22 protein-coding genes are annotated in these 25,542 nt (G+C 73.6%); 16 read left to right on the forward strand and 6 right to left on the reverse strand.

Features of this window, described 5'->3' with window-relative positions:
- Positions 1–10: 10 nt before the first annotated feature.
- The 3 genes from H7344_RS04790 to H7344_RS04800 are packed head-to-tail and all read right to left on the reverse strand — an operon-like array spanning position 11 to position 3,284.
- Positions 11–703: a sulfotransferase gene (locus tag H7344_RS04790; protein WP_186344859.1), complete on the reverse strand. Its 693-nt coding sequence runs from the start codon at positions 701–703 to the stop codon at positions 11–13.
- Complete coding sequence (locus H7344_RS04795; protein ID WP_186344860.1) at positions 700–1,416, reverse strand: class I SAM-dependent methyltransferase; 717 nt, start codon at positions 1,414–1,416, stop codon at positions 700–702. The genes H7344_RS04790 and H7344_RS04795 overlap by 4 nt, the downstream gene beginning before the upstream one ends.
- Positions 1,413–3,284: a glycosyltransferase family protein gene (locus H7344_RS04800; protein WP_186344861.1), complete on the reverse strand. Its 1,872-nt coding sequence runs from the start codon at positions 3,282–3,284 to the stop codon at positions 1,413–1,415. The genes H7344_RS04795 and H7344_RS04800 overlap by 4 nt, the downstream gene beginning before the upstream one ends.
- A gap of 21 nt (positions 3,285–3,305) precedes the next feature.
- Here H7344_RS04800 and H7344_RS04805 point away from each other — a divergent pair, with 21 nt between their 5' ends.
- The 5 genes from H7344_RS04805 to H7344_RS04825 all read left to right on the forward strand — a co-directional run bounded on the left by H7344_RS04805 (position 3,306) and on the right by H7344_RS04825 (position 9,975).
- Positions 3,306–4,832 (forward strand): serine/threonine-protein kinase, encoded by a 1,527-nt coding sequence (locus tag H7344_RS04805; RefSeq protein ID WP_186344862.1) that lies wholly within the window; start codon positions 3,306–3,308, stop codon positions 4,830–4,832.
- Positions 4,829–6,427 carry a glycosyltransferase family 2 protein gene (locus tag H7344_RS04810; protein WP_186344863.1) on the forward strand — a complete coding sequence of 533 codons (1,599 nt, stop codon included), beginning with the start codon at positions 4,829–4,831 and terminating at the stop codon, positions 6,425–6,427. The genes H7344_RS04805 and H7344_RS04810 overlap by 4 nt, the downstream gene beginning before the upstream one ends.
- A 116-nt stretch (positions 6,428–6,543) precedes the next feature.
- Positions 6,544–7,623, forward strand: coding sequence for a sulfotransferase family protein (locus H7344_RS04815; RefSeq protein ID WP_186344864.1), 1,080 nt, complete (start codon positions 6,544–6,546; stop codon positions 7,621–7,623).
- Positions 7,620–8,555, forward strand: a complete 936-nt coding sequence (locus H7344_RS04820) for a glycosyltransferase family protein (RefSeq protein ID WP_186344865.1) — start codon at positions 7,620–7,622, stop codon at positions 8,553–8,555. Before H7344_RS04815 ends, H7344_RS04820 begins: the two co-directional genes overlap by 4 nt.
- A complete protein-coding gene (locus tag H7344_RS04825; RefSeq protein ID WP_186344866.1) occupies positions 8,548–9,975 on the forward strand; it encodes a glycosyltransferase in 1,428 nt (475 codons plus the stop codon). The genes H7344_RS04820 and H7344_RS04825 overlap by 8 nt, the downstream gene beginning before the upstream one ends.
- Here H7344_RS04825 and H7344_RS04830 read toward each other — a convergent pair.
- On the reverse strand, positions 9,946–11,091 hold the full coding sequence (locus H7344_RS04830; protein WP_186344867.1) for a MalY/PatB family protein: 1,146 nt from the start codon (positions 11,089–11,091) through the stop codon (positions 9,946–9,948). The two genes, H7344_RS04825 and H7344_RS04830, sit on opposite strands and share 30 nt — an antisense overlap.
- Before the next feature lie 46 nt (positions 11,092–11,137).
- On the opposite strand from H7344_RS04830, the gene H7344_RS04835 reads away from it, so the two are divergent.
- The 9 genes from H7344_RS04835 to H7344_RS04875 all read left to right on the forward strand — a co-directional run bounded on the left by H7344_RS04835 (position 11,138) and on the right by H7344_RS04875 (position 20,059).
- Positions 11,138–12,037, forward strand: coding sequence for an ABC transporter substrate-binding protein (locus tag H7344_RS04835; RefSeq protein ID WP_229707021.1), 900 nt, complete (start codon positions 11,138–11,140; stop codon positions 12,035–12,037).
- Complete coding sequence (locus tag H7344_RS04840) at positions 12,030–12,917, forward strand: amino acid ABC transporter permease (RefSeq protein WP_186344869.1); 888 nt, start codon at positions 12,030–12,032, stop codon at positions 12,915–12,917. Before H7344_RS04835 ends, H7344_RS04840 begins: the two co-directional genes overlap by 8 nt.
- Positions 12,914–13,651 (forward strand): amino acid ABC transporter ATP-binding protein, encoded by a 738-nt coding sequence (locus H7344_RS04845; protein ID WP_186344870.1) that lies wholly within the window; start codon positions 12,914–12,916, stop codon positions 13,649–13,651. Before H7344_RS04840 ends, H7344_RS04845 begins: the two co-directional genes overlap by 4 nt.
- Positions 13,652–13,878: 227 nt before the next feature.
- Positions 13,879–15,042 (forward strand): CaiB/BaiF CoA transferase family protein, encoded by a 1,164-nt coding sequence (locus H7344_RS04850; RefSeq protein ID WP_186344871.1) that lies wholly within the window; start codon positions 13,879–13,881, stop codon positions 15,040–15,042.
- The gene (locus H7344_RS04855) at positions 14,985–15,785 is read left to right on the forward strand and encodes a glutamine amidotransferase (RefSeq protein ID WP_229707022.1); all 801 of its coding nucleotides are present in this window, start codon (positions 14,985–14,987) and stop codon (positions 15,783–15,785) included. The genes H7344_RS04850 and H7344_RS04855 overlap by 58 nt, the downstream gene beginning before the upstream one ends.
- 61 nt (positions 15,786–15,846) lie before the next feature.
- On the forward strand, positions 15,847–17,301 hold the full coding sequence (locus H7344_RS04860; RefSeq protein WP_186344872.1) for a flavin-containing monooxygenase: 1,455 nt from the start codon (positions 15,847–15,849) through the stop codon (positions 17,299–17,301).
- 83 nt (positions 17,302–17,384) lie between these two features.
- Positions 17,385–17,579, forward strand: coding sequence for a CsbD family protein (locus H7344_RS04865; protein WP_186344873.1), 195 nt, complete (start codon positions 17,385–17,387; stop codon positions 17,577–17,579).
- A 216-nt stretch (positions 17,580–17,795) separates the two neighbouring features.
- On the forward strand, positions 17,796–19,310 hold the full coding sequence (locus H7344_RS04870) for a DEAD/DEAH box helicase (protein WP_186344874.1): 1,515 nt from the start codon (positions 17,796–17,798) through the stop codon (positions 19,308–19,310).
- 53 nt (positions 19,311–19,363) lie between these two features.
- A complete protein-coding gene (locus H7344_RS04875; RefSeq protein WP_186344875.1) occupies positions 19,364–20,059 on the forward strand; it encodes a CPBP family intramembrane glutamic endopeptidase in 696 nt (231 codons plus the stop codon).
- 150 nt (positions 20,060–20,209) lie between these two features.
- On the opposite strand, the gene H7344_RS04880 is transcribed toward H7344_RS04875, so the two are convergent.
- Positions 20,210–21,112 (reverse strand): NAD(P)H-binding protein, encoded by a 903-nt coding sequence (locus tag H7344_RS04880; RefSeq protein ID WP_186344876.1) that lies wholly within the window; start codon positions 21,110–21,112, stop codon positions 20,210–20,212.
- Positions 21,113–21,135: 23 nt separating this feature from the next.
- Positions 21,136–21,888 (reverse strand): MerR family transcriptional regulator, encoded by a 753-nt coding sequence (locus H7344_RS04885; RefSeq protein WP_229707023.1) that lies wholly within the window; start codon positions 21,886–21,888, stop codon positions 21,136–21,138.
- Between the two features lie 110 nt (positions 21,889–21,998).
- Between H7344_RS04885 and H7344_RS04890 the strand changes: the two genes are divergently transcribed.
- Both H7344_RS04890 and H7344_RS04895 read left to right on the forward strand, forming a co-directional pair.
- On the forward strand, positions 21,999–23,210 hold the full coding sequence (locus tag H7344_RS04890) for an acetyl-CoA C-acetyltransferase (RefSeq protein WP_186344877.1): 1,212 nt from the start codon (positions 21,999–22,001) through the stop codon (positions 23,208–23,210).
- 55 nt (positions 23,211–23,265) lie between these two features.
- Complete coding sequence (locus tag H7344_RS04895) at positions 23,266–25,479, forward strand: 3-hydroxyacyl-CoA dehydrogenase NAD-binding domain-containing protein (protein WP_186344878.1); 2,214 nt, start codon at positions 23,266–23,268, stop codon at positions 25,477–25,479.
- Positions 25,480–25,542 lie beyond the last annotated feature (63 nt).

Here is a 25,542-nt window from a genome sequence, read left to right on the forward strand (position 1 = left end):
CGGTCCGGGCTCAGACCGAGTGCCGGACCGCCATCGTCGCGCGGACCGAGTCCTCGTCCCACGGCTCGCCGAGCCAGTCGTACATCCCGCGCAGCGCGGCCGGGTCGGCGACGTACTCGTCGTAGTGGACCCGGTACGCCGCGTCCCCGAGGTCGGCGGCCAGGGCGAGGATGCGCTCCTCGATCCGCGCCAGCTCGGCGGCCTTCTCGACCGGGTCGCCCTGCGCCCACCACTTGCTGCGCAGCACGTCGGCGTGATCGCGGGTGTTGACGAGGAACCGCGCGCCGGGGAAGACCTTCCGCAGCCACGCGACGTACTCCTCGAGGTCGTCGTGGTACCAGCGGATCTCCTTGAACCCCGCGACCCGGGTGCCCGGCTTGGGTCGCAGCACGGTCTCGAGCGCGAGGTGCCGCACCGCGCGCACGGTGCGCTGCGGCTGCACGTCGGCCATGCCGAAGAAGGGATGGGTCCGGCTGCGCAGGCTGTCGGCGCCGTACCGCGCGACCAGCTCGTCGCGGGTGGCCAGCAGGGACTGCTGGTAGGCGTACAGGTGACGCAGGGCGTCGCGGTGCTCGCCGCGCACGAGGTAGCCCGGGATCGCGTTGAGCAGCCCGGCGAGGAGCGTGGACCCGGACCGGCCGTAGGTGACGACGAACAGGTAGCGCAGCTCCTCGCCCTCCGCCGCGGGGCCGGTCGAGGTCACCGCGAGTCCCGCCGCGCCAACACGTACATCGACTGCCCGTCGGTCTCGCGGCCGTGCACGAACTCCTCGACGACGAGGCCCGCGTCCCACACCAGCCGCTCGAAGTAGCGGCGCTCGAACCGCACGCAGTGCAGCGCGCCCTTCCACTCCAGCTTGAGGTAGTCGGTGGGGTTCTCGACGCAGTCCGGCACGTCCTCCTCGACGAACGCGGTCATGAGCGCCCGGCCCTCCGGCGCGAGGATCCGCGCGATCGTGCGCGCGTAGCCGGCGACGTCGTCGGCGAGCATGTGGGAGAAGACCGAGTAGGAGTAGAGGACGTCGACGCTGCCCGGCTCCGCCGGGATGTCGTAGGTCGCCTGCCCGTCGGGGTTGTAGCGGGCGTTGTGCTGGTCGACCAGCGTGAACCGGGTGTGCTCGTCGGTGAGGTGGTCCTTGGCCCAGTTCAGCAGCTCGGGCTGGATGTCGACGCCGTGGTAGTCCGCGACGTTGCCGAGCAGGTGCTTGACGCCGATCGCGAGCCGGCCCGCGCCGCAGCCCCAGTCGAGCAGCCGCTTGCGGCGGCCCAGCCCCGCACGCTGGCGCAACAGCTTGACGTCCCGGATGCCCGCCTCGACGAAGTCGGCGTCGCGCTTGAAGTGCGCGCCGCCCATGCGCAGCCGGTACGGCGGGAGCGGCACGGCCGCGAGGTCGAGTGCGGCGGGTGTGTCGGTCACGGCCGGGAGTCTACGAGCGCGAGCGCCCGGTCCAGCAGGGTCGCCGCGCGGGCGTCGAAGGAGTGCTCGGCGACGACGCGCTCGGCGGTACGCCGCCGGGCGGCCGCGTCCGGCCAGTGCTCGTCCGGGTCGCCGGTGGTCAGCGCGCGGAACTCCTCGTCGGTCCGCCACACCCGCACCGCGGCGGCCGCGTCGCCCAGCACGTCCGCCAGCCCCGCCACGTCGTCGGAGAGCAGCCGCCCACCGGTGGCCAGCACGTCGAGCACCCGGTTGGAGACGAACCCCTCGGCCCGCATGTCCTCCCAGTGGTCGTTGAGCACGATGCCGGCGCTCGCGTAGAGCGCGCCCAGCTCGTCGTTGGCGACGTGGTCGGCGGCGACCGGCACGTCGTCGGGCCAGCCCTGGCCGATGACGGTGAGGTCGAGGCCGGTGCGCTGCGCGGCGGCCACGCTGGACCGCAGCTCGCCGCGGGAGTTGCCGACGAAGAGCGCGCGCGGTCCTCGGGCGGGGGCCCATCCGTCCACGTCGGGGTGGAAGCGGGTGGTGTCCGTGCACTGCGGCAGCGGCTCGATGCCGTGCCGGGCGGCCCAGGTCGCGGAGGCGGCGAAGGCGGCGTCGTAGGTCGCCAGCTCGCCCGGCGTGACCAGCTCGGGGTGGCTGATCACCCAGAGCAGGGTGGCGGTGTGCGCGGGCGGCTCGACCCGCTCGAGGCCGCGGAGGACGAGGGTGACGTCGTCGAGCTCGCGGGTACGCCGTGCGCGGGTCTCGGGGTGGTCGATCGCGACCCACTGGCCCCGCCGTTCGAGGGCAGCTGCCAGCGAGCGCGCGAAGTGCCAGTCGCCCCACCGCTGCCCGCGCGGCGCGGCCGGCGCCGCGATGTCGATCGACCACCGCAGGGAGCGGTGACCGTCAGCCAGCCCGTCGCGGACCCGCAGTGGTCGGCCGGGCGCCTCGAACCCGGCGGCCCGCCAGAGCCCGTCGTCCGACCCGGTGGTGACGACGACGGAGCGGCTCTCTCCGGCGAGGACCAGCCGCGACTCCGGGACGAGCCGGACCTCGCCGCGCCGGCCGGTCCGGAGGGCGTGCGCCCCGGGCCAGGGAGCGGCGAGCGGGACGTGCGCGGCGCGGACCGCGTCGTCGACGGGGAGGCCGGCGAGCGGCCCGGCGCCGATGGTGAAGTCCGGCGCCAGCAGCAGCGGCTGGGCGACCGCGACGGCGTCGTCCTCCAGGGCGGCCAGGAGCGGCGGCAGCCAGGCCCAGCGTGGCGGCCGCACCTCGGGCCGGACGTCCACCACGACGGCCGCCGGCTCGGGGTCCGCCACGACCCGCACGGTCGGCAGGTCGGCGACCACCGCGGCGAGGATGCGGGTCGCGGTGCGGTCGTCGGTGACCAGCTGGGCGCACACGTCCGGCTTGCGGGCCAGGTGGCGCGCCCACGAGACGGCCCGCGCCAGGTCCTCGACCTCGACCACCACGCTGACCTGCGCCGGCGCGTCGCGCTCCTGCGGCTGTGCCATCCGCTCGAGGAGCCGTGCCGCGTCGTCGGTGCGCAGCCAGTCCTCGAGCGGACCGGTGACGTCGGGGTCGACGAGCGGGTGCGGGGAGCGCTGCCGCTCCTCGGGGTCGGCCAGCCAGAAGCTCAACGGGTCCGGCGCGTGCTTGGCCCACCGGCCGCGCGGATACAGCCAGGCCGGCTCGAAGAGCGGGTGCGGCGTCGCGCCCTCGGGCCGGTGCCGCACCCAGTGCTCGGCGGCCTCGGCCCGCGAGCCGAACGCCCGGCCGGCCTGCGCGGCGTACCACTCGACGTCGAGGAGCGGGCTGGCCGCGACGATCGCGATCGCCTCGGTCTCGGAGGTCCGCGGCGGCACGGCCGTACCCTACTCAGCACCATGCCTGCCCCCGCCGAGCCCGCCGTGTCGCTGCCCGCTGACCTGCGGACCCCGGCGCTGGTGCTGACCGACGACCCGTCGGCGGTCGGCGCGCGCGACGGCGTGACGGTCTGCGACCCGGCGTCGGTCCCGCAGCGCGACGGCGGGTGGGCGTCGGTCTCGCTCTTCCTGGCCGACGAGACCGCGTTGCGCCGGGTGGTCTCGGCGCTGCCGCCGCTCGGCCGGGCTCGGTCGTACGCCGTGGTGCTGCGGTCGGCGGTCTCGCCGGTGACGCTCGTCCCGCGGCCGGAGTGGCCGGCGCTGGCCGAGCTGGACGTGCGCCTGGTCGACGGCGGCGCGGCCACCCGGGTCGAGCTGGTCAAGGGCGTGCCGGTCGCCGACGTGCTGGTCGCGCTGGCGCGCGGGACCGGCTCGCCGGCCGTCGCCGGCCACGGCGGGCTGGTCGCCGCGCCCGGGCTCGACCTCGGGCTGCCGGCCGTCGCCGACGTCGTCACGGACGACGTGCCCGCCTCCCTCGTGACCGCCCCACCCGCCGAGCCGTCGACGATCCTCGCCGTCGAGCCGGTGCTCGTGCCGACGGGGACGGACCTCGAGGTGGGGCCGCTCGACGAGGCCGTGCTCGACCCGCGCGGCTCCGGGCTGCCGGCCACCCGTCCGGCCGTCGACCTCGACCCCGGGTGGCAGCCGACCGCCGCCCTCGTGGCGTCGTTGCGCGACGTCGAGGCCGTGCGCGTCACCTGGCCGGCGCCGGAGCGACTGGTCGCCGGCCTCGCGCTGGCGGGGGTGCCGCTGGTCGGAGTCGCTCCAGTGCCGCCCGTGGCCCGCGAACGCCTCGGCGACGCGCTCGCCGACCTGCTCGAGCCGGGCGCCGCCCCGCTGGACCGTGACGTCCGCTCCGTGCTGCTCAGCCGCGCCGCGCAGGACGCCCATGCGGTGCCCGCGTGGCGCGAACTGGTCGGCGCCGGCGCCGGCCTGCGCGTCGCCTCCGAGCCGACCGTCAGCGTGGTGCTGACGGGCGGAGGGGATGAACACGCACGAGCCCAGGTCGCCCTGCAGGTCGGCGTCGAGGTCGAGGTCGTCGAGCCGGGCGCTGCCCCCACCGGTGACGTCGTGCTCGAGACCGCCGCGGACGGCTGGTGGGGGCCGGACGTGCTGCGTGACCTGCTCCGGGCGCGGCGCTGGTCCGGCGCCGAGGTGGTCGAGATGCCGGCGGAGGTCGTCCACGCCGAGGCGATCGACACGACGGTGCGCCGGCGGCTGGAGACGCAGGCGTACGTCGCCGGGCCGGACCGGTTCCCCGGGGCCGCCGGACTCGTGCTGGTCGACCGGGCCCTGGCCGGCCTCGGGGCCGACGAGCGGCGGGCGGCCGGTGCGACGACGTACCGCACCTCCGGGCTCGGCCACGTCGCCCGCCTCCGCGGGCACGCCGGCGTGGGGGACCTGCTGCGCCGCGAGGACGTCGTCGCCCAGTGGCGCGGGCTGCGCCTCGGACCGCTCGTGGCCCCGGACGCAGGAGGACCGCGATGAGGGGCCAGCCGCGGGTGCGCCGCAACGACTGGAGCGCGATCGAGGTGCCGGAGCTCGGCGCGTGGGAGCCGCGGCTGTCGGTGAGCGTCGTGGTCCCGGCGTACCGGGCCGAGGCGCTGCTGCCGACCGTGCTCGCCGGTCTCGCCGCGCAGACCTACCCGGCCCACCTGCTCGAGGTGGTCGTCGCGAACGACGGCCCCGACGACCTGGTGCTGCCCGAGGTCCGGCCCGAGCGGACGCGCATCGTGCGGGTCGGGTCGGGCTGGGGCCGTGCGAACGCCTGCCACACCGGCGCGCTCGCCGCCGACGGCGACGTCCTGCACTGGCTCGACGCCGACATGCTGGCCGAGCGGGAGCACGTCGAGGCGCAGCTGCGCTGGCACCACGTGATCGACCACGCGGTGGTGCTGGGGCACAAGTGGTTCGTCGACCCGGCGTCGGTGCTCGCGGCCGGTCCCGCCGCGGTGCGGGCGGCCGTCGCGGACGGGTCGGTGGCGGCGTACTTCGACGGGCAGCCGCACGAGCCGCACGACTGGGTCGAGCAGGTCTACGCCCGCACCGACGACCTGCGCGCCGCCGGTCCGCGGGCGCTGCGCACGCACGTGGGGGCGACGGCGTCGCTGCACCGCTCGCTGTACGACGCCGCCGGCGGCATGGACATCTCGCTGGTGCTCGGCGAGGACATCGACCTCGGCTACCGCCTCGCCGAGGCCGGCGCCGTCTTCGTCCCCGACCGGGCCGCGCGCAGCTGGCACCTCGGGCCGTCGCACGTGATGAACCAGCGCGAGGACGTGAACGCCCACAACGACCCCTACCTCGCCGACCGCGTCCCCGACCTGCGGCCGAAGCGGCGGCCGGGCCGGCTCTACTCCGTGCCCTACCTCGAGGTCGTCCTCGACACCCGCGGCCAGTCCCACGACGCGGTCTGCACGGTCGTCGACGCGGTGCTCGCCTCGACGCTGGCCGACCTGTCGGTGGTGCTGCTCGGCGACTGGGACGCCCTCACCGACGACCGACGCTCGCCGCTCGCGGACCCGCTGCTCGACACCCGCCTCGTGCACGCGTCGTACGTCGGCGACCCCCGCGTGCGGTTCCTCGACTCGCTCCCGGAGGGCCGCTGCCCGGCGATGTTCCGGATGGTCCTGCCCGGCGCCGGGTGGGCGCCGAAGCGGCCCGCCCTCGCCGCGCTGCTCATGCACCTCGAGCGCACCCACCACGGCCTGCGCCAGGTCCACTGCCCCGACGGTGCGGTCGTGCGGATCGAGCGGACCGCCGCCCTGTCGCGTGCCCGCCTCGTCGCCGAGCCCGGGGAGGACCTCGACGACGTCGTCGACGAGCTGTTCGGCTCGTGGTGGCTGGAGGCCGACGACGCCGGCTTCGTCCACGCCGGCTCCCTCAAGCGCCCCCGCCTCCCCGGCACCGCCGGCCCCGCCCTCGACCCCGCCGAGGCCTGGCCCGACGACCAGCCCCCGCCGAAGCCGGGCCCAGCGAAGCCAAGGCAGCCTGCGCCGGAGCTGGAGCCGGAGCTGGAGCCGGAGCCACACCCCGAGCCGCCGTCCCTCCTGGCCCGCGCCCGCCGCCGCCTCACCCGCTAGCTCGCGATCCGGTGCCACCTGCTGGCACCAGATCGCGCACGACCCGCCGCCCGCCGAGGGGCCTGCGCGGATGTGGGTGGACGGGGGAGCGTGGCGGATCTCCTAGGCTGAGGGCCATGTCGACCCCGCCTGTCCCGCCGACCCCTCCGGTGAAGCGGCGGGTGGTGTTCGTGGTCGGCTCCGGGCGGAGCGGGACGAGCACGATGTCCGGCACGCTCCAGACGCTCGGGATGCACGTGCCGCAGCCGGAGGTGCAGGCCGACGAGACCAACCCGAAGGGGTTCGGCGAGCCGCAGTGGGTGGTCGACTTCCACCACGAGCTGCTGCAGCGGTGCAACGTGGCGGTCTCCGACGCGCGGCCGGCGGCGTGGTTCGAGGCGGGCAAGCTCTCGACGTTCGAGCCGTTGCGCGGACGGCTGCACGCGTGGCTGGAGCAGCAGTTCGTCGAGGGCGGACCGGAGGTCGTGGTGAAGGACCCGCGGCTGGCCTGGTTCCTGGGCCTGTGGCGCAGCGCGGCGCTCCGCTGCGACGCGACCCCGGCGTACGTCACGATGCTCCGCCCGCCGACCGAGGTGGTCGGCAGCAAGCAGAAGTACTACGCGGGTGGGCGCACCTCCAGCACCGCCGGCGAGATCAGCCGCACCGCGGCCTGGGTCAACATGATGCTCCACACCGAGCGGTCGACGCGGGGGAGCGCGCGGGCGTTCGTGCGCTACCACGACCTGCTCACCGACTGGACGATCCCGGTCTTCGGCCTCGGCCAGCGCTTCGACCTCGACGCGGTGAAGTCGGCCTCGGCCAACGACATCCGCAAGGTCCACCAGTTCATCGACCCCACGCTGCGCCGCGTCCAGCTGACCTGGGACGACGTCCGTGTGCCGACCCGGCTGCGCGAGGTCGCCGAGGAGTCCTGGCAGGAGCTGGACCGGCTCGCCGACGACGACAACGACACCCCGGCCGCGCACGACCGCCTCGACGAGCTGCGCACGGCGTACGCCGAGCTCTACGAGGAGGCCGAGGCGCTCAGCGAGTCCACCGCCCTGGCCGCCAAGCGCGAGGGCCAGGTGCAGAAGCCGCAGCCCGACCAGCTCCCCATCGGCCGCCGCGGCGCCGACCGCATCCCCCACGGCGTCCGCGCGATGGTGCCGGCGAGCGCCCGCCGTGGCCTGCGCAAGGCGCTCGGCAAGGCCCGATGAGCACCGTCGACAACCACCGGCCGGACATCGCCTGCCTCGAGGGCGACGCGGCGTACGACGTCCGCTGGGCGTGGCAGGACGGCGCGCTCGACCCGGGGCTGACCTGCGTGTTCCGCGTGCGCAACGAGGCCCGGAACCTCCCCTGGGTCCTGCCGCCGATGCTGCGGGCGGTCCAGCGGGTGGTGCTCGTCGACAACCGGTCCGACGACGGCACGGCCGAGGTGGCGCAGCGGGTCGCGGACGAGTGCGGCGCGGGCGACCGGATCGAGGTCACGAGCTACCCGTTCCAGGTCAGCCGCGCCGGCACCGAGCACCTGGCGACGCCGCCGCACTCGGTCCGCTCGCTCACGCACTTCTACAACTGGTCCTTCTCCCACGTGCGCACCAGCTACTCGATGAAGTGGGACGGCGACATGGTGCTCACGCCCGAGGGCGAGGCGCTGCTGGCCGACCTGTCCTGGCAGCTGCACGGCTCCGGCGCGGTCGTGGCGGTCCCGCGACACCCGCTCAGCGTCGAGAGCGAGTCCGTCGCCTGGATCGACCTCGGCTTCCGGTTCCTGGAGCCGTGGGTCTACCCGATGGGCCCGCAGTTCACGTTCGTGAAGGCCTTCGAGTGGGAGGTGCGGGAGTTCCCGGAGACCTCCGAGCGGATCGTCGCCCCCGAGGGCCTCTGCGTGGAGCTGAAGTGGCTCGACCAGGACGAGTTCGCCCACTGGACCAGCACCGAGGACTTCGACTCCTCCCGCGCGCCCCGCAAGCGCCGCGAGTGGGAGGTCTACTCCGCGCTGCGCGAAGGGCGCGGCGAGGAGGTCCCCGGCCTGCACCGGATCGAGGCGCCGCCCGGCGTCCACGTCGTCGACCACGTCACCCGCACCTGGCTCCCGCAGGCGCCGCGGCCGCTGGTCAAGCGCCGCGGCCGGCTGGATGTCTGACCCCGGCCTCCAGCCCGGCCACCACGACCGGGTCACGCTGCGGTTCGCCGACCGCACCGAGCTGAGGGCGTACGCCGCCGCGCCGGACGACCACCGCGGCGTCGCTCCGGGCGTCCTGGCCAGGACCGTCGAGGTGCTGCTCGACGCCGACCCCGGCCCGCTCGGCTTCGTGCCCCGGCCGGAGTGGCCGCCGCTGCGCCGCTACCGCGCGCACACCACCGACGACGGGTGGCGGGTCGTCGTGCGCCTCACTGCGCACGTGGAGGTCACCGAGGTCCTCGCCGAGCTGGCGCGGCACGCCGTCCGCCCGGCACTGGAGGTGACCGAGCGCCGAGCGCCGCTCACCCTGGACGACCGCATCTACAACGCCGAGGGCTTCCGCTGGGCGGACGGCCCGGTGGTGGAGGTGACCGCGACCCGGCCGAGCGAGTGCCTGCTGGTCGACGCCTCCCGCGACCACGCGGCCATCCGGGTCACGCCCGCCACCGGCCCCGCCGCCGTCGCCGCGCTGGCGATGGCCGGCGTGCCGCTCGTCGGCGAGGCGCCGACCGGCGTGGACGAGGCGCTCCGCGCCCTGGTCACCGCGGGCGACGACGTCGACCTCGCCGACCCCCGCGCCCGCGAGGAGCACTCGGTGCTGCTGCGCCGCGCGGCGCTGGACGCCCACGGACCGGTCCGCCGCCAGCCGTCGGTGAGCGTCGTGCTCGCCACCAAGCGGCCCGACATGGTCGACCACGCGCTGCGGCAGGTCGCCAAGCAGCGCGGGGTCGACCGGCTCGAGCTGGTCCTCGCGCCGCACGGCTTCACCCCGGACGAGGCCGACGTGCGGCTCCGTTCCGGCGTACCCACCACCGTCCTGCCGCAGCCCCCCGGCGCCGTCTTCGGCGACGTGCTGACCGTCGCCTCCCGGGCAGCGTCGGGCGAGCTGGTGCTGAAGATGGACGACGACGACTGGTACGGCCCCGACTTCGTCGCCGACCTCCTCCGCGCCCGCGGCTGGAGCGGCGCCGACGTGGTCGGGACGCCCGCGGAGCAGCACTACCTCGCGCCGCTCGACACCACCGTCACCCGCGGCCACCGCACCGAGGCGTGGACCCGCTTCGTCGCCGGTGGCACGATCCTGGTGAGCCGCGACCTGCTGCGCGAGGTCGGCTGGTGGCGCCAGGTCCGGCGGTACGTCGACGCCCAGCTGCTCGCCGCCGTCCACGCCGCCGGCGGCACGGTCTACCGCACGCACGGGCTGGGCTACCTGCTGCGCCGCAACGCCTCGGGCCACACCTGGGAGGTCGACCTCGAGGAGCTGCTCGACCCTGCGCGGGTGCAGCAGCGCTGGGACGGCTTCCGCCCCAGCCGGCTGCTCGAGTGCGCCCCCGAGGAGCTGCCGGACGAGCTACCGGGTGAGCCCCCGCGCGAGGCGTAGGACGACCTCACGCAGCCGCTCCGGCGACGTCGCGACGTTGAGCCGCACGTGCCCGGGCAGCCCGGGGTGGTAGTCGTGACCCGGCGCCACCCGCACCCGTCCGCGCTCCAGCGCGACGGCGGCGGGGTCGTCGTGGCCGTAGGCGCGCAGGTCCAGCCACGCGAGGTACGTCGCCTCCAGCGGCCGCACCCGCGCCTCCGGCAGGTGCTCGGCCAGCAGCTCCGCGAGCAGCGTCCGCTGGCCGTCGAGCCGCTCGAGGAGCGCGTCGAGCCAGGCGTCGCCCTGCTCGTACGCCGCCACGGCGGCCACCTCGCCCAGCGGCGACCACGAGTCGTTCCGCGCCACGGGCACGCCGGCCAGCCGCTCAGCGGTCGCCGGGTCGTCGCTGACCACCTGGGCGCACCGCAGCCCCGCGGTGTTGAACGCCTTGGACGCCGCCACCACGGCGACCGCGTGCTCGCTCGCGCCGTCGAGCGACAGGTACGGCAGGTGCTCGGTGCCCGGCAGCACCAGCGGCGCGTGGATCTCGTCGCTGACCACCCGCCCGCCGTGCCGGGCCACCACGTCGCGGACGCCCTCGAGCTCGGCCCGCGTGTAGACCTGGCCGCAGGGGTTGTGCGGCTGGGTCAGCAGCAGCGTGGACGCCCCGTCGGCGAACATCCGGTCCAGTCGGTCGAGGTCGATCGTCACCCGCTCCGCGTCCGGCTCCACCGGGAGGTCCCACCGCTCGCGGCCGCAGACCTCGGGCAGCCCCAGCTGCGGGGCGTACGCCGGCAGCGGCAGCACCACCGCGCCCGGCCCGCTCAGCACGTCGATCGCGAGCCGCACGCCCGCCGTCACGTCGACGGTCGGCAGCACCTGGGCCGGGTCCACCCGCCAGCCGAACCGCCGCGCCGCGAACCCGGCGTACGCCCGTCCCAGCGCGCCTCCGCCGGGCTCGAACGACGGGTAGCCGGTCACCCCCGCCGCCACCGCCTCGGCAACCGCGTCGGCCACGACCGGAGCCAGCGCGTAGTCCATCTCGGCGACCCACGCGGGCAGCACGTCCTCGGGGACCTGGCCCCACTTGTGGACGAGCGCGCGGCGGGCCTCGGTGTTGCTCAGGTCACGGATCACGCGTTCATTGAACAGGGGGCCACTCCCACTCCCTACGATGCGCACCATGCGCACGCGTCGTACCGCCCTGGCCGCCCCCGTCCTGCTCACCGTCCTCGCCACCGCCTTCTCGGCGTGCGCGCCGGTCGAGGACGACGAGCCGGAGGCCGCGACCGACAGCAGCTCGGCCGACGCCGGCGCCGAGACCGACCCGGCCGCCTGCGCCGCCGACGCGCCGCTCGTGCAGGCCGGCCAGCTCACCGTCGGCACCGACTCCCCGGCGTACGAGCCGTGGTTCGTCGACAACGACCCCACCAACGGCGAGGGCTACGAGTCGGCCGTCGCGTACGCCGTCGCCGAGGAGCTGGGCTTCTCCGAGGACGAGGTCAGCTGGGTGACCGTGCCGTTCAACTCCTCCTACGCACCGGGCAAGAAGAAGTTCGACCTCGACATCAACCAGGTCTCGATCACCCCGGCGCGGGAGCGGGTCGTGGACTTCTCCGAGGGCTACTACCAGGCCGCCCAGGCCGTCATCACGCTCGAGGACTCGCCGCTCGCCGGCCTCAGCACGGTCGAGGAGCTGGCCGAGCACAAGCTCGGCGCGCAGACCGGCACCACCTCGCTCACCGCGATCCGCGAGGTCGTCCAGCCCGCCGAGGACCCGCTGGTCTTCGAGGACACCAACGCCGCCAAGCAGGCGCTGAAGAACGGCCAGGTCGAGGCCATCCTCGCCGACCTGCCCACCGCGTTCTACATCTCCGCCGTCGAGATCGAGGGCAGCACGATCATCGGCCAGTTCCAGCCCGAGACCGGCGAGCAGGAGGAGTTCGGCATGCTCTTCGAGAAGGGCAACCCGCTGCGCGACTGCGTCGACGCGGCCCTCGCCAACCTCCGCGAGGACGGCACCCTCGCCGAGATCGAGCAGGAGTGGCTCTCCGACACCGTGAGCGTGCCGACGCTTGACTGACACCTCTCCCGGGTCGGCGAGTGCCGGCTCGGCGGCTGCCTGGACGCCGAGCCTGCGCGAGCTCGAGCGGCGTGCGGTCCGGCGACGGCTGCGCCGCCGCTCGCTGCTCGTCGCCAGCGGGCTCGTCGCCCTGGTGCTGCTCGCGCTCGGCGTGGCGATCACCTCCTCGCCGGGGTGGCCGAACGTCAAGGAGCTGTTCTTCTCCTGGGAGCACGCCAAGGGCGTCTTCCCTGACGTGCTCGACGGCTTCTGGCTCAACGTCAGGCTGTTCCTCATCTGCGAGGTCGTCATCCTCGTGCTCGGCCTGCTGGTGGCGCTCGCCCGCGTCGCCCGCTCGCCGTGGCTGGCGCCCGTGCGCGTGCTCGCGGTCGTCTACACCGACCTGCTCCGCGGCATCCCCACCCTGCTGCTCGTCCTCATGCTCGGCTTCGGCATGCCGGCGCTGGGCCTGCAGGGCGTGCCGATCAGCGGCACCTTCTGGGCCGGCGTCGCGCTGGTCCTCTCCTACAGCGCGTACGTCGCCGAGGTCTTCCGCGCCGGCATCGACTCCGTCCACCCCTCGCAGGTCGCCTCCGCCCAGGCGCTCGGACTGAGCCGTCCGCAGGCGCTGCGGTTCGTGGTCGTCCCGCAGGCCGTCCGCCGGGTCGTCCCGCCGCTGCTCAACGACTTCGTGTCGCTGCAGAAGGACACCGCCCTGGTCTCCGCCGTCGCGGTCTTCGACGCGGTCTTCGCCGCGCGCGACTACGCGGCGTACAACTTCAACTACACGCCGTACGTCGTCGTCGCCGCCTTCTTCGTCGTCCTGACCGTGCCGCTGGCGCGGTTCACCGACTGGCTGCAGCGGCGCTGGCTGGCGCGCGAGAGGGCGGGGCAGCTGTGAGTGCTCTCCTGGAGGTGCGCGGGCTGCGCAAGGCGTACGGCGACCGGCTGGTGCTCGACTCGGTCGACCTCGACGTCCATGCCCACGACGTCGTCTGCCTCATCGGCTCGTCCGGCTCGGGCAAGTCCACCCTGCTGCGCTGCCTGGACCTGCTCGAGGATGTCGACGACGGCACCATCACCCTCGGCGGCGTCGAGATCAGCGACCCCCTCGTCGACCCGCGCGAGGTGCGCAAGCGGGTCGGGATGGTGTTCCAGGCCTACAACCTCTTCCCGCACCTCTCGGTCCTCGACAACTGCACCCTCGCCCCGCGCCGCGTGCACGGCGACTCCAAGGCCGCGGCCGAGGAGCGGGCGCTGGGGCTGCTCGACCAGTTCGGCCTCGCCGAGCACGCCCGCAAGCACCCCGACCGGCTCTCCGGGGGCCAGCAGCAGCGGGTCGCCCTCGTCCGCGCGCTCTGCACCGGCCCGGACCTGTTGCTGCTCGACGAGATCACCGCCGCCCTCGACCCGGAGCTGGTCGGCGAGGTCCTCACCATCGTCCGTGATCTGGCCGCCGCCGGCACGACGATGGTGCTCGCCACCCACGAGATGGCCTTCGCCCGCGACGTCGCCACCAAGGTCTGCTTCCTCCACCAGGGCCGGATCCTCGAGCAGGGCCCGCCCGACCAGCTCTTCACCGACCCCCGCGAGGACCGCACCCGCCAGTTCCTCGCCCGCGTCCTCCCCGCCTGACGCGCTGATCGAGCAGCGAGGCCTGACGAGCGTCGACGAGACCCGTGCGCCGAGTGCGGCTTCGGGCCGTGGTCAAACGGGCAGAACGTCGAGCGCAGCGACGTCTCCGCAGGTCGGCGTGGACCGGACGTCCGTTCTGCCCGTTCGCCGACGAGATCCACCCATCGGTCGGCCGGGCTCGAGACGACCCCTCGCAACCGTGACAGTAGTTCTGTCATGATCCGCGCATGAGCGAGAGCATCGAGCTGGGCCAGGGAACCGGACCGCTGCGCGGGGTCAGGGTCGTCGAGATCGCGGGGATCGGGCCGGGGCCGCACGCGTGCATGCTGCTGGCCGACCTGGGGGCGGACGTGATCCGGGTGGAGCGGCCGGGCGGGCAGATGCTCGCCGGCGGCGCGCACAACCTGCTCAACCGCGGCCGGCCGAGCGTGGCGCTGGACCTGAAGAACCCCGAGGCGCGCGAGACCGTGCTCGAGCTGGTCAGGGGCGCCGACGTCCTGGTCGAGGGGATGCGCCCCGGCGTGATGGAGCGGCTCGGCCTCGGCCCGGAGGACTGCGCGGCGGTCAACGAGCGGCTGGTCTACGGCCGGATGACCGGGTGGGGCCAGGACGGCCCGCTCGCCCAGGCGGCCGGGCACGACATGAACTACATCGCGATCACCGGCACCCTCTTCGGCCTCGGCCAGGACAAGGACAAGCCGCACTTCCCGAGCAACCTGGTCGGCGACTTCGGCGGCGGGTCGACCTACCTCGTCATCGGCATCCTCGCCGCGCTGCTCGAGGCGAAGGTCAGCGGCCGGGGTCAGACCGTCGACGCCGCGATCGTCGACGGCACGGCCAGCCTCAACGCGATGACCGCGGCGTTCCTCGCGGGCGGGCAGTTCAAGGAGGAGCGGGCGGTCAACCTGCTCGACGGCGGCGCGCCGTTCTACGACGTCTACGAGACCTCCGACGGCCGGCACATGTCGGTCGGGTCGCTGGAGCCGCAGTTCTTCGCCAAGCTCGTCGAGCTGCTCGGCGTGCAGGACCGCTGCCCGGGCCAGTTCGAGATGGAGCGGTGGGACGAGATGCGCGCGCTCTTCACCGAGACCTTCGCGAGCCGCACCCAGGCCGAGTGGGTGGAGGTGTTCGAGGGCACCGATGCCTGCGTGGCCGGCATCATCCCGATCAGCGAGGCGGCGGAGCACCCGCACATGAAGGCGCGCGGCGTCTTCGTGACCAAGGACGACCTGCTCCAGCCCACGCCGGCGCCCCGCTTCAGCCGCACCGGGGCGACGCTGACGCTGCCGCCGTCGCGCGAGGCCGGCGAGCACACCCGCGCCGCGCTGACCGCGTGGGGCGTGGCGGACGTCGACGGGCTGATCGAGCGCGGAGTGGCGGTCCAGGTCTGAAGCCCTTCCTCTTCCTCGGGACCCGTGCGGAGGACGCTGCCGCCGACGGGGAGTACGACGCCGTCCTCCTCGCCGGCGGCCTCGACGAGCGCGACGTACGCCGCGTGCGGCTCGAGCAGCAGCCGCTGGCCGAGGCCCTGGGCGGCCCGGTCGACCTCGACGACTGGTCCGGCATCGTGCTGGGCGGGGGGCCGTTCAACGTCAGCGACCCGGCCGAGGCGAAGTCGGACGTCCAGCGGCGGGTCGAGGCCGAGCTCGGCGACCTGTGCCGCCGGGCGGTCGCCGCGGACTCGCCGTTCCTCGGCTGCTGCTACGGCATCGGCACCCTCGGCGTGCTGGACGGCGGCGTGGTCGACCGCACCCATGGCGAGCCGATCGGTGCGGTCGAGATCCGGCTGACCGACGAGGGCCGCGCGGACCCGCTCACCGGCGTGCTGCCGGAGCGGTTCGCGGCGTACCTCGGCCACAAGGAGGCCGTCGCCCGCCTCCCCGACGGCGCGGTGCTGCTCGCGTCGTCGGCGACGTGCCCGGTGCAGGCGTTCCGGATCGGGCGGAACGTCTACGCCACCCAGTTCCACCCCGAGCTCGACGTCGACGGGCTGTGCCTGCGCATCGACGTCTACGAGCACCACGGCTACTTCCAGCCCGGTGGCGCCGAGGCGCTCAAGGCGCTGGCCCGCACCGCCAACGTCACCGAACCCGCACGGTTGCTCGCCCGCTTCGTGGAGCGGTACGCCCGATGAGCGAGCGGTGAGAGGCGCGTCACCCTCGACGCACTGTTGAACATCCGTCAATAATGCTCCGGTGAGCACCCCAGAGCAGAGCCCTGAGCACGTGGACGTCCTCGTCATCGGCGCCGGCCTGTCCGGCATCGGCGCGGCCTGCCGGCTGCGCGAGGAGCACCCCGGCCGCAGCCTCGCGGTGCTGGAGATGCGCGAGGTCAGCGGCGGGACGTGGGACCTGTTCCGCTACCCCGGCATCCGCTCGGACTCCGACATGTTCACCTTCGGCTACCGCTGGCGCCCCTGGCCCGGCGACACCGCGCTCGCCGACGGGCAGCTGATCCTCGACTACATCCGCACGGTCGCCGAGGAGCGCGGGGTCGACCGCCTTGTCCGCTACCAGCACAAGGTGACCGGCGCGTCCTGGGACTCCGACGCGGCCCGCTGGACGGTCCACGTCGAGACACCCGAGGGCGCGACGACGCTGACGACCGACCTGCTGTGGAGCTGTGCGGGCTACTACGACTACAAGGCGGGCCACACCCCGGTCTTCCCGGGCCAGGAGGAGTACGCCGGGCGGCTGGTCCACCCGCAGCACTGGCCCGAGGACCTCGACGTCACCGGCAAGAAGGTCGTCGTGATCGGCAGCGGCGCCACCGCCGTCACGCTCGTCCCCGCGCTGGCCGGCGACGCCGAGCACGTCACGATGCTCCAGCGCTCGCCCACCTACATCCTGTCCCGGCCCGGCCGGGACCCGTGGGCCAAGGCCCTCGCCAAGCTGCCGGCCGCGATCAGCTACCCGGTCGTGCGGTGGAAGAACATCCTGCTCGCGATCGGGACCTACAAGCTGGCCAAGGCCAAGCCGCAGGTGGTGAAGGGCGCCGTGCGCGCCGGCGTACGCCGCCAGCTGCCGGAGCACGTGGACGTCGACACCCACTTCAAGCCGTCGTACGACCCGTGGGACCAGCGGCTGTGCTTCGTGCCGGACGGCGACCTGTTCAAGGTGCTGCGCAGCGGCGACGCCTCGGTCGTGACCGCGGCGATCGACACGTTCACCGAGACCGGCATCCGGCTCACCGACGGCAGCGAGCTCGAGGCGGACGTCGTGGTGAGCGCGACCGGACTCAAGCTGCTGCCCTTCGGCGGCATCCCGCTCGAGGTGGACGGCAAGCCGGTCGAGCTGTCGGAGACCATGTCGTACAAGGCGCTCATGCTCAGCGGCATCCCGAACTTCGTCTACACGATCGGCTACACGAACGCGTCCTGGACGCTCAAGGCCGACCTGGTCGCCGACTACGTCTGTCGGATGCTCAGCCACCTCGACAAGACCGGGAAGCGCTCCTTCGTCGCGGACCGCGACCCGTCGGTGGACGAGCGGCCGTTCCTGGACTTCTCCTCCGGCTACGTCCAGCGGGCGCTCGACGGCCTGCCGCGGCAGGGCGACCGGGCGCCGTGGAAGCTGGACCAGAACTACCTGACCGACGTCCGGACGATCCGCCGCGACGCCATCGACGACGGTGTGCTGACCTTCCGCTGAGAAGCTGCTGAGTCCTGTTTCCCGGCACTGCCCGGGGGTCACCGGAGGGGCGTACCCGACCGAACGACCACAGGAGGTCAGACATGGGACTGGGCGACAAGATCAGCAACAAGGCCGAGGAGCTCGGCGGCAAGGGCAAGGAGGGCGCCGGCGACGCGACCGGCGACGACTCGCTCAAGGCGGAGGGCAAGGCCGACCAGAGCTCGGCCAACCTGAAGAACGCCGGCGAGAAGGTCAAGGACGCCGCGAAGGACGCCAAGGACGGGCTCACGAAGTAGCGAGCGCATGCATTCCCGCCGAGGCGGGAGAGCGATGTCACCCCGCGACGATGGGGTGTTGAGCGGGCCGCATCCCTACAGTGGGGGATGCGGCCCGTTCCAGTCCCGCCCCGGAGCCGCATCTCCAAGCGTTCGAGCGCCTGCTTCCCGCAGGAACCGGCTCCGCGCCGTCCTCATGGCGAGACACCCGCCACGAGACGGATCTGTCACCCCTTCATGCCTTCTTCTTCTGCCTTCACCGCGATCGGCGTTCCCGCCGACCTCTCCGCCGTCCTCGCGGACCGCGGCATCACCGAGCCCACGCCGATCCAGGCCAAGACGCTGCCGGACTCCCTCGCGGGTCGCGACGTCCTGGGCCGCGGCCGCACCGGCTCGGGCAAGACCTACGCCTTCCTCCTCCCGCTCGTCGCCCGCCTGGCCGCCTCCGGCCGCCCCGCGACGGCCCGCAAGCCCCGCGCCCTCGTGCTGGCGCCGACCCGTGAGCTGGTCGGCCAGATCGAGGAGGCCCTCAAGCCCCTCGCGGACGCCTTCGGCCTCACCACGCTGACCGTCTTCGGCGGCGTCGGCCAGAACCCGCAGGTCCGCGGCCTCAAGGCCGGCGTCGACATCCTGCTCGCCTGCCCCGGCCGGCTCGAGGACCTCATCGGCCAGGGTCACTGCGACCTCGGCGCGGTCGAGGTCACCGTGCTCGACGAGGCCGACCACATGGCCGACCTCGGCTTCCTCCCGGCAGTACGCCGCCTGCTCGACGCCACGCCGGCCCGCGGCCAGCGCCTGCTCTTCTCCGCGACCCTCGACAAGGCGATCGACGTCCTGGTCAAGCGGTTCCTCCACGAGCCGGTCGTCCACCAGGCCGACTCCGCCCAGTCGCCGGTCAGCGCGATGGACCACCACGTCCTGCACCTGGCCCGCGAGCACCGCGTCCCCGTGCTCGTCGACCTGGCCAGCGCGCCGGGCCGCACGGTCGTCTTCACCCGCACCAAGCACGGCGCCAAGGCGCTGACCCGCCAGCTCAACAAGTCCGGCGTTCCGACCGTCGAGCTGCACGGCAACCTCAGCCAGAACGCCCGCACCCGCAACATGGAGGCGTTCCACTCCGGCAAGGCCAGCACGCTGGTCGCCACCGACATCGCCGCCCGCGGCATCCACGTCGACGACGTCGCGCTCGTCGTCCACGCCGACCCGCCGGCCGAGCACAAGGCCTACCTGCACCGCTCGGGCCGCACCGCCCGCGCCGGCGCCGCCGGCACCGTCGTCACCCTGATGACCGACGACCAGGTCCGCGACGTGCGCGACCTGACCCGCGCCGCCGGCATCAAGCCGACGATCACCCGCCTCGCCGCGGCGACCCACCCCGTGCTCGTCGAGCTCGCCCCCGGCGAGCGCCTGGTCGTCCCCGGCGGCCTCGTCGTCGAGGCGCCCGCCTCCTCCGGCCCGGCTCGCTCCGGCGGCGGCAACGGCGGCGCGGGCGGCGGTGCCCGCTCCGGCGGTGGCCGACGCTCCTCGCGCGGCGGCCGCGGTCGCCCCGGCGGCCAGGGCTCCGGCACGAGCGCGAACGGCTCGGGCTCCACGGGCGGCTCCGGCGGCTCGCGGTCGGGCGGCGCCAAGGCCGGCGCCAAGCCGGCCGGCTCCGGCCAGGGCGGTCGCGGGCGGCGTACCGCTTCCGCCGCCGGCGCCTCGGCCGGTGGCAGCCGTCACAGCGCGTCGTCGTTCAGCTCCGGTCGCCGCTGACCTCGTGACCAGCGCTCGGACCGGGCCCAGGGACCGTCCGTAAGGTCGGTGTCGTGAGCCCCGTCCGAGCCTGGTTGCAGCGTGCGCTGTGGGACGTCGTCCCGCGCGACCACCGCCAGACCCCCGCGGCCCTGCGCCGTCGGCAGCTGGTGACGATCGCCTTCGTGGTGCTCGGCGCGCTGGTGCTGGGGTTCTCGCTGCGGATCGACCCCGGCAGCGGCTGGTTCTACGTCTCGACCGCGGTCCTGGCGCTGGTATGGACCGTGGGCGCGTTCGCCTCCGGCCCGCTCCACCTCGGCCGGATCGCCTGGCGCGACTCCCTCGCCCGCCCGGTGGTCACTCCGGTCCTGCTCGGCGCCGCCATCGTCGGCGTCTTCGTGCTCGGCGGGCTGGTGATCCGCGAGATCCCCTACCTGCAGGATCAGGTGGGCTCCGTCCTCGACTACGCCGACCAGGGCTCCCTGCCGCTGCTCGTGGTCATCACCGCCGTCAACGGCATCGCCGAGGAGCTGTTCTTCCGGGGTGCGGCCTACGCCGCCATCCCTCGCCGCCCGGTGCTGTGGACGACCGTCGCGTACGTCGTCGCCACCGCCGCCACCGGCAACGTCATGCTCGCCTTCGCCGCGATCCTCCTCGGCGTGGTCGTCGGCCTCGAGCGGCGCGCCTCCGGCGGCATCCTTGCCCCGATCCTCACCCACTGCACCTGGTCGGTCTCGATGCTGCTGGTCCTGCCGCCGGTCATCGGCTGAGTCCTCGGCTGGCCGTGAGGTTCATCGGCCAGCCGCTGAACCTCACGGTGGGCCGATGAAGTTTCAGCGTCCCACCGACAGTTTCATCGGCCAGCCGATGAAGCTCGCAGCCGGCCGACCCGACCCGAGGACGTCGACCGGTCGCAGACGTCAGCCGGCCGCGCCGGCCTCACGGTCCTCGACGAGCGCGGCCTCGACGGCCTCGGCGTAGGTGAGCGGCTCGCCGGGGACGAGGTCGCGGATCGAGTCGTCGGTGACGACGACCTCGTTGCCCATCGACTCGATGAGGTTCGCGGCGGTGGTGGCGTCGACGCCGGTGATGAGCTTGATCCAGTACTGCGAGAGGAACGGCGTGCCCAGCGGCACGTGGATGATCGGCAGCCGCCGGCCGTGCATGACCGAGCCCGCCTGGGCGAGCATCTCGGCGTAAGAGAGGCGGTCGGCGCCGCCGACCTCGAAGACCCTGCCCCGTGCTTCGGGCCGGCCGATGACGCCGGCGAGGTAGCGCACCACGTCGGCGATCGCGATCGGCTGGGTGAGCGTGGAGGCCCAGCGCGGGACGACCATCGCCGGGAGGTTCTTGACCAGCTTGCGGGTCATCTCCCAGGAGACGCCGCCGGAGCCGACGACGATCGCCGCACGCAGCACGGTGACCGGCACGCCGGCCTCGCCCAGCAGCCCCTCGACCTCGCGCCGCGAGCGCAGGTGCGCGGAGAGCGCCTCGTCCTCGGAGCCGAGCCCGCCGAGGTAGACGATCTGCTGCACCCCGCTGGCCGCTGCTGCCAGCCCGAAGCCCCGGGCCGCGTCGGCGTCCATGCGCTCGAAGTCGTCGTCGCCGAGGGAGTGCACGAGGTAGACGGCCACGTCGACGCCCTCGAAAGCCTCGGCCAGCGAGCCAGGGTCGTGCACGTCGCCGAAGACCGCCTTGCCCGGGCCGTCGTAGGTGTCGGGATGACGGGTCATCGCCCGGACGGTGTGCCCGCGGTCGAGCAGCTCGGGGACCAGTCGGGCGCCGACGAAGCCGGTCGCGCCCGTGACCAGGACGGTGCTCATGCGCCCACAGTAGGGACGCGCCCCTAGTGCCCGCGGCCGCCGCGGTCGGCGCGGGCCGCGATCCGGGCCCGGCGGTCCTCGTCCATGGCCGCCTCGTACGCCGCGACCAGGCTGGCGATCGACAGCGGCTTGAGCCGCTCGACGACCTGCTGGATCCGCTCGGGCGGCGCACCGGCCTCCTTGTACGCCGGCCACACCAGCGTCTTGAACAGCTCGTTGAGCTCCTGGGCGATCTGGCGGCCGTGCGCGGTGTAGACCTGGGCCGCCGCGACCGCCGCCTCGGTCGGGATGCCGAGGTCGACCAGGCCCAGCCCGACCTGGAGCTGCGTGGCCGCCACCTCGAACCGTCCCCGGCGCGAGCGCCGCACGATGCCGAGCGCCTCGAGCGTCGCGAGGTCGTCGTCGGCCAGCGACCGGCCGGCGCGCCGCTCGAGCTCCGCACGCGACATCTCGACGGGCACGTCGGCCTGCCACGGCGCGAGCATCGCCCGGTGCAGCGCGATGTCCTCCGGCGCGGCGTCGTCGGGGATGCCGGCGAGGTACTTCTCGATCGCCGCCAGCGTGAACCCGTGCCCCTGCAGCTCGCGCACCAGCTCCAGCCGCGCGACGTGGTCGGGCGTGTAGTAGCCGCTGCGCCCGCGCCGGATCGGCGGCGGCACGAGGCCCTTGGTCGTGTAGAAGCGGACGTTGCGCACGCTCATGCCGACCCGGCTCGTCAGCTCGTCGAGCGTCAGCAGCTCCCGGGCGGCCTCCAGCCGCTCCTCCGCCTGCGTCACCGGCGCTCCTCTCGTGAGCCAGACCACAACAGCTCCGCACTTGACCGTGACACCGATGGTGTCACAATCGGGGGACCACCATCACAGGCACCACCGACGCTAGGACGGTCATGGCAGAAGCATTCGTGTACGACCACATTCGTACGCCGCGTGGCAAGGGCAAGGCGGCCGGCTCGCTGCACGAGGTCAAGCCGGTCGACCTCGTGGTCGGCCTGCTGGACGAGATCAAGTCCCGCAACCCCGGCCTCGACCCCGAGCGCGTCGACGACGTCGTCCTCGGCGTCGTCTCCCCGGTCGGTGACCAGGGCGGCGACATCGCCAAGACCGCGGCGCTGGCCGCGGGCTACCCCGACACCGTCGCGGGCGTCCAGCTCAACCGCTTCTGCGCCTCGGGCCTCGAGGCCGTCAACCAGGCCGCGTCCCGCGTCCGCGGCGGCTTCGAGGACCTCATCCTCGCCGGCGGCGTGGAGTCGATGAGCCGCGTGCCGATGGGCTCCGACGGCGGCGCCTGGGCCTCCGACCCGGCCACCGCGCTCACGACCGGCTTCGTGCCCCAGGGCATCGGCGCCGACCTCATCGCCACGATCGAGGGCTTCAGCCGCGAGGACGTCGACGCGTACGCCGCACAGTCCAACCACCGCGCCGCCAAGGCCTGGGCGAACGACTACTTCGCCGACGCCGTCATCCCGGTCCGCGACATCAACGGGCTCACCGTGCTCGATCGCGACGAGCTGATCCGTCCCGACACGAGCGTCGAGAGCCTCTCGGGCCTCAAGCCGTCGTTCGCGCAGATCGGTGCGGACGCGGGCTTCGACGACGTGGCGCTGGAGAAGTACCACTGGGTCGAGAAGATCGACCACGTCCACCACGCCGGCAACTCCTCCGGCATCGTCGACGGCGCCGCGATCGTGGCGATCGGCAGCGAGGAGGTCGGCACCCAGCTCGGCCTCACCCCGCGTGCGCGCATCCTCGCCACCGCCGTCTCCGGCGCGGACCCGACGATCATGCTGACCGGCCCTGCCCCGGCCGCCCGCAAGGCGCTGGCCAAGGCCGGCCTCGAGGTCGGCGACATCGACCTGTTCGAGATCAACGAGGCCTTCGCCGCCGTGGCGATGCGCTTCATGAAGGACATGGGGATCACCGACGAGATCACCAACGTCAACGGTGGCGCGATCGCGATGGGCCACCCGCTGGGTGCCACCGGCGCGATGATCCTCGGCACGCTCGTCGACGAGCTCAAGCGCCGCGACCTGCGCCGCGGCCTCGCCACCCTCTGCGTCGGCGGTGGCATGGGCATCGCCACGATCGTCGAAGTGGTCTGACCGCGCGCTGCTCCTCGCCCTGACACCGAAGTCACCTGAACGAACAGGACCCCGAATGACCACCAGCACCACCGAGCCCCGGATCAATGAGCACAGCTCCGTCCGCTACGAGCGCGACGCGGACGGCATCGTCACCCTCACCCTCGACGACCCGAACCAGTCGGCGAACACGATGAACGACCTCTACATCTCCTCGATGCAGACCGCCGTGGAGCGGCTGTACGCCGAGGAGGCCGACGTGACCGGCGTCGTCGTCGCCAGCGCGAAGAAGACCTTCTTCGCCGGCGGCGACCTGAAGAAGATGGTCACCGCCACCCGCGACGACGCCGCGGACGTCTTCGCGATGGCCGAGGGCGTCAAGGCCGCCCTGCGCAAGCTCGAGACGTTCCCCAAGCCGGTCGTCGCCGCGATCAACGGCGCCGCCCTCGGCGGTGGCCTCGAGATCTGCCTGGCCGCCAACCACCGCATCGCCGTGGACTCCTCCTCGGTCGTCGTGGGCCTGCCCGAGGTCAGCCTCGGCCTGCTCCCCGGCGGCGGCGGCGTGACCCGCATCGTGCGGATGTTCGGTCTCCAGGAGGGCCTGATGGGCTTCCTGCTCGAGGGCAAGCAGTTCAAGGCCGCCCAGGCGAAGGAGAAGGGCCTGGTCGACGAGCTGGTCGCCACCCGCGAGGAGCTCGTCCCGGCCGCGAAGGCGTGGATCAAGGCCAACCCCGAGGCCAGCAAGAACCCCTGGGACGCCCCCGGCTACAAGATGCCCGGCGGCACCCCGAAGTCCCCGGCCCTGGCCGGCTTCCTGCCGGCGTTCCCGGCCCTGCTGCGCAAGCAGACCAAGGGTGCGGTCTACCCCGCCGCCCGGGCGATCCTGTCCGCGGCCGTCGAGGGCGCGCAGGTCGACTTCGACACCGCGTCGCGGATCGAGTCGCGCTACCTGACCAACCTCGTGGTCAACCAGGGCTCGAAGAACATGATCCAGGCGTTCTTCACCGACCTGCAGGCCATCAAGTCCGGCTCGCTCCGCCCGCAGGGCATCGAGCCGTGGCAGGCCACCAAGGTCGGCGTCCTCGGCGCCGGCATGATGGGTGCGGGCATCGCCTACGTGTGCGCCCGCGCCGGCATGGAGGTCGTCCTGAAGGACGTCTCCTCCGAGAACGCCGCGAAGGGCAAGGCGTACTCCGAGAAGATCAACGCCAAGGCCGTCTCCCGCGGCAAGCTCACCGAGGAGAAGTCCGCCGAGATGCTCGGCCGGATCCTCCCCACCGGGGACCCCGCCGACCTGGCCGGCTGCGACCTGGTCATCGAGGCCGTCTTCGAGGACCCGGCGCTCAAGGCGAAGGTGTTCGCCGAGGTGGCGCCGTACGTCAACGACGACGCGCTGCTGTGCTCCAACACCTCCACCCTGCCGATCACCGAGCTCGCCGAGGGCGTCGACCGCCCGAAGGACTTCATCGGCCTGCACTTCTTCAGCCCGGTCGACAAGATGCCGCTGGTCGAGATCATCAAGGGCGGCGAGACCTCCGACGTCGCGCTGGCCAAGGCCTACGACGTGGTGCAGCAGATCAAGAAGACCCCGATCGTCGTCAACGACAGCCGCGGCTTCTACACCTCGCGCGTCATCGGCTTCATGGTCAACGAGGGCATGGCGATGCTCGCCGAGGGCGTCCACCCCTGGACGATCGAGCGCGCGACCACCCAGGCCGGCTACCCGGCTCCGGTCCTCCAGCTCTCCGACGAGCTCAACCTCGAGCTGATGGCCAAGATCGCCAAGGCCACCCGCGAGGCCGCCGAGCGCGACGGCCTCGACCTCGCCGAGCACCCGGGCACCGCGGTCGTCGACAAGATGATCGAGGCCGGCCGTCCGGGCCGCCTGCGCGGCAAGGGCTTCTACGAGTACGACGAGTCCGGCAAGCGCCAGTCGATCTGGACGGGTCTCTCCGACCTGTTCCCGGTCGCTGCCGAGCAGCCCTCGATCCAGGACTGCAAGGACCGGATGCTCTTCGCCGAGGCGCTCGAGACCGCGAAGTGCTTCGAGGAGGGCGTCATCACCTCGGCGGCCGCCGCGAACATCGGCTCGATCATGGGCATCGGCTTCCCGCCGATGACCGGTGGTGCGGCGCAGTTCATGACCGGCTACCAGGGTGCGGACGGCGAGATCGGTCTCGCGGCGTTCGTCAAGCGCGCCGACGAGCTGGCCGAGGCGTACGGCGACCGGTTCCGCCCCACGCAGCACCTGCGTGACCTCGCGGCCTCCGGCGGGTCCTTCCCGGCCTGATCCGGCTCCGCAGGATCCGGGTGCAGGGGTCACCGGTTAACCGGTGACCCCTGCACATATCGG

The sequence above is a fragment of the Nocardioides deserti genome (assembly GCF_014266025.1).
Lineage (GTDB): Bacteria > Actinomycetota > Actinomycetes > Propionibacteriales > Nocardioidaceae > Nocardioides > Nocardioides deserti.